Raw genomic sequence first — 3,201 nt, forward strand, 5'->3', positions numbered from 1 at the left:
GCCCTACGACGAGGCGAAGGCCTTCCCCAACCAGCCGCCGGCAGAGGTCCCCGCTCAGGCCGCTTGACGCGCCAACCGCGTGGGATGTCTGTGGACCGGGGCAAGTACGGGTCGAAGATCCACCTGATCACCGAACGGACCGGTCTGCCCCCGTCCGTCGGAATCTCCGGCGCCAACCTCCACGACAGCCAGGCCCTGACCCCACTCGTCAAGGGCATCCCTCCCATCCGATCCCGACGGGGACCCCGTCGGCGCAAGCCGGGAAAGCTTCACGCCGATACCGGGTCCCGGTGAGCCGTCGTTCTGGTGGCTCGAAGGTCCCCATCAGTGGCCCGCGGCCCTGCCGGAACTACGCGCCGTCGCCCTGAACTCGATCGACCGATTGTCCGAGGTGGCGGACCGGCTGCTCCGCGAACTACTGACCGCCGTCGGAGCCCCGTCCGGTTTCTACGCACCCGCCTTCGCCGAACGGCCGTAGCTGCACCTCGAGTTGGTCCGCTACCCTGGCCGGGCCCCGGGCGGGAACGATCAAGGGGTCGGCGCGCACAAGGACTACGGCTTCCTCACTCTGCTTCTCCAGGACGACGTGGGCGGCCTGCAGGTACAGCGATCGGACGGAACCTTCCGCGAAGTGCCTCCGCTGCCCGGCGCGTTCGTGGTCAATCTCGGGGAATTGCTGGAGGTGGCCACCAACGGCTGCCTCAAGGCCACCAACCATCGCGTCGTGAGCCCCCCAGGCACCCGTGAGCGGTTCTCGGTGCCCTTCTTCTACAACCCGCGCCTGGACGCGCGCATCGAGCCGGTGCCCTTCCCGAACGCCCACCTGGCACCAGGCGCGACGCGGGATCCGGCCAACCCGCTGTTCGCCGAGTACGGCCGCAACGAACTCAAAGGCTGGCTCCGCGCCCACCCCGAGGTCGCTCGCCGCCACCATCCCGGACTCGTCGGGGCGTGAGGCACCGGCCGGTCCTGCTCCATGCCGTACGTGCCGGGTGGCCCGGTGGACGACAGCCGGCAGCTCGCCGGGGACGAGGTGTGACCCGTCCCCGGCGGGGCGTTCACCGGCCGGCGTCCCCGCCCCCGTCCCCGTCGACGAGCGTGTGAAGGCGCTGCTCCAGGCCTCTCTGAAGGTGCGCGCGCATCTCGGCGGGCGCCACCTCGGCCGAGTGGCCGCGCAGGGCTTGGAGGACGCGCTCGTGTTCGGTGTGCACCGCCTCCGGCTCGCCGAGCCGAGGAACCGGACGTCGTCAAGAGCGCGCCACGGGCTCCGCGGATGAACGCCCACGGCGAGAGGATCACCGGCGGCATCCGGCGCGAGGCCCTCGGTCACGTCCTGACCGTGACCGGGACCCACGCCCGCCAGGTCCTGGCTGCCTGCAGCGACATCACAACGCCCGCCTGATGCTGCGGACCCGGATCCTCGACGGCGTGATCGGCGAATACCGCTGCATCACTTGACCGGTGACGATGTCTTTTCGAGCGGCACACGTTACGGCAGCGAGGGGAGCCGGGCGAGGAAACCGGCGAGGACCTCGTTGAAATCCCCGGCGCGCTCCAGATTGGGCAGGTGCCCGGCCCCGTCGACAACCGCGAGGGTCGCGTCGGGGATCCGCTGCCGGAGCAACTCCGCGTCCTGGACGGTGGTGAACGAATCGTCCCGGCCGACCACGACCAAAGCGGGAACGGCGATCCGATCGAGCATTCCGGTGTAATCCGGCCGTTCGGCGCGGCTGCGCAGCGCCACGGCCGCACCCTCCGGCGGCGCCCCGCGCATCATGCGCAGCACGTGTTCGGCCACTGCGGGCTGGGCCTCGACGTTGTAGGGCGCCACCATCGAGGTGAGGACCTCATCGGCGTACCCGGCCATCCCCTCGGCCTCCAGCCGATCGGCGGTCTCGTACCGCCAGGCCCGCTTCTCCTCGGTGTCGGTCTGAGCGAACGAGTCCGCGATGAGCAAGGCACGCACCCGTTCGGGGAACAGTCGGTAGAACTCCAGGGCGAGCTGTCCTCCCATGGAGATCCCACCGACCACCGCGGAGCCCACGCCCAGATGGTCGAGCAGGGCAGCGAGGTCACGGGCGTACTCCTCCCAGCGAGTCTTTCCGGGGACGACGGTGGTCTCGCCGAAACCGCGCAGATCCGGCACGATCAGCCGGTGCAGAGGCCCGGCGAACTTCACCAGCTGCGGCTCCCACAGGGTCCGGTCGAAGGGGTGACCGTGGATCAGCAGTACAGGCTCGCCGCTGCCCTCGTCCTCGTACCCCACCTGTATGCCGTTGACCGAGGTGATAGCCACTGATTCCTCCCGCGGATGGCCGGGTTGACCGCCAGACCTGTGAGCTGGGTCTTGACACGATCTTGCCGCAACGCCGTCTGATCGGCAGGCGCATCGACCGTACTGACCGGTCCGCTCATCACAAGACCTCTCTTCCGTGTCCTTCCCCGGCGAGTCAAGGATGGGCTCCGTGCGATCGTGCGGCCCCCGGGAACGTCCCGACGGCTCGCGCCGGTGCAGAAGCGGCGGTGCACAGGGAAAGCCGGTGCCGCTCGGGGACCTGTCCGCCGGCTGGGCGCGGCTCGGCCGGATCCGTGACGGCCCGTCGGCCGCACCCCGTTGTGCGGCCGACGGGCCGGGCTCCGGCCCGCTCCCGGAGAAGGAGCCGGCTCAGGCGGCGGCGAGGCCTGCCTTGAGACCGGAAGCGATCTTGACGACGCGCTCGGCCTGGACGCGGGCGGCGGTGCGGGTGGTGTCGTCGACCGGGTTGTTGCCCTGGGCGTCGACGTGGGAGGTGCCGTAGGGGTTGCCGTCGGCGAACTTGGCGGGGTCGGTGTAGCCGGGGGCCACGAGGATGCCGCCGAAGTGGTGGACGGAGTTGTAGAGCGCCAGCAGGGTGGACTCCTGGCCGCCGTGGGCGGTGGAGGTGGCGGTGAAGCCGCTGTAGACCTTGTCGGCGAGCTTGCCCTGGGCCCACAGGCCGCCGAGGGTGTCGATGAACTGCTTGAGCTGCGAGGCGATGTTGCCGAAGCGGGTGGGGGAACCGAAGATCACGGCGTCGGCCCACTCGATGTCGGCCGGGGTGGCGACCGGGATGTCGGCGGTGGCGTTGGCGTTGGCGGCCCAGGCCGGGTTGGAGTCGATCGCGGCCTGCGGGGCCAGCTCGGCGGCCTTGAGCAGGCGGACCTCGGCGCCGGCCTTCTCCG

Annotated in this window: 4 protein-coding genes and 2 pseudogenes; 3 read left to right on the top strand and 3 right to left on the bottom strand. The window is 70.5% G+C overall.

Annotation, left to right across the window (positions count from 1 at the left end; all coding sequences use genetic code 11):
* Positions 1 to 63 precede the first annotated feature (63 nt).
* Both AB0I73_RS40850 and AB0I73_RS40855 read left to right on the top strand, forming a co-directional pair.
* A pseudogene (locus tag AB0I73_RS40850) lies at positions 64 to 273 on the top strand (transposase); the annotation flags it as partial.
* Positions 248 to 955 (top strand): annotated as a pseudogene (locus AB0I73_RS40855) (2OG-Fe(II) oxygenase family protein); the annotation flags it as partial. The pseudogenes AB0I73_RS40850 and AB0I73_RS40855, both read left to right, overlap by 26 nt.
* A 103-nt stretch (positions 956 to 1,058) precedes the next feature.
* On the opposite strand, the gene AB0I73_RS40860 reads toward AB0I73_RS40855, so the two are convergent.
* Positions 1,059 to 1,211 (bottom strand): hypothetical protein, encoded by a 153-nt coding sequence (locus AB0I73_RS40860; protein ID WP_363045446.1) that lies wholly within the window; start codon positions 1,209 to 1,211, stop codon positions 1,059 to 1,061.
* Positions 1,212 to 1,273: 62 nt separating this feature from the next.
* On the opposite strand from AB0I73_RS40860, the gene AB0I73_RS40865 reads away from it, so the two are divergent.
* The gene (locus AB0I73_RS40865) at positions 1,274 to 1,402 is read left to right on the top strand and encodes a hypothetical protein (RefSeq protein ID WP_363045447.1); all 129 of its coding nucleotides are present in this window, start codon (positions 1,274 to 1,276) and stop codon (positions 1,400 to 1,402) included.
* A gap of 87 nt (positions 1,403 to 1,489) precedes the next feature.
* Here the strand turns inward: AB0I73_RS40865 and AB0I73_RS40870 are convergent, their stop codons facing one another.
* On the bottom strand, positions 1,490 to 2,290 hold the full coding sequence (locus AB0I73_RS40870; protein ID WP_363045449.1) for an alpha/beta fold hydrolase: 801 nt from the start codon (positions 2,288 to 2,290) through the stop codon (positions 1,490 to 1,492).
* 375 nt (positions 2,291 to 2,665) lie between these two features.
* Positions 2,666 to 3,201, bottom strand: a 536-nt coding sequence (locus AB0I73_RS40875; RefSeq protein WP_363045448.1) for an NAD(P)H-dependent oxidoreductase, incomplete at its 5' end; no start/stop codon positions are given.

Source organism: Streptomyces sp. NPDC050388, assembly GCF_040655635.1.
In the GTDB taxonomy this organism is placed as follows: Bacteria; Actinomycetota; Actinomycetes; order Streptomycetales; family Streptomycetaceae; genus Streptomyces.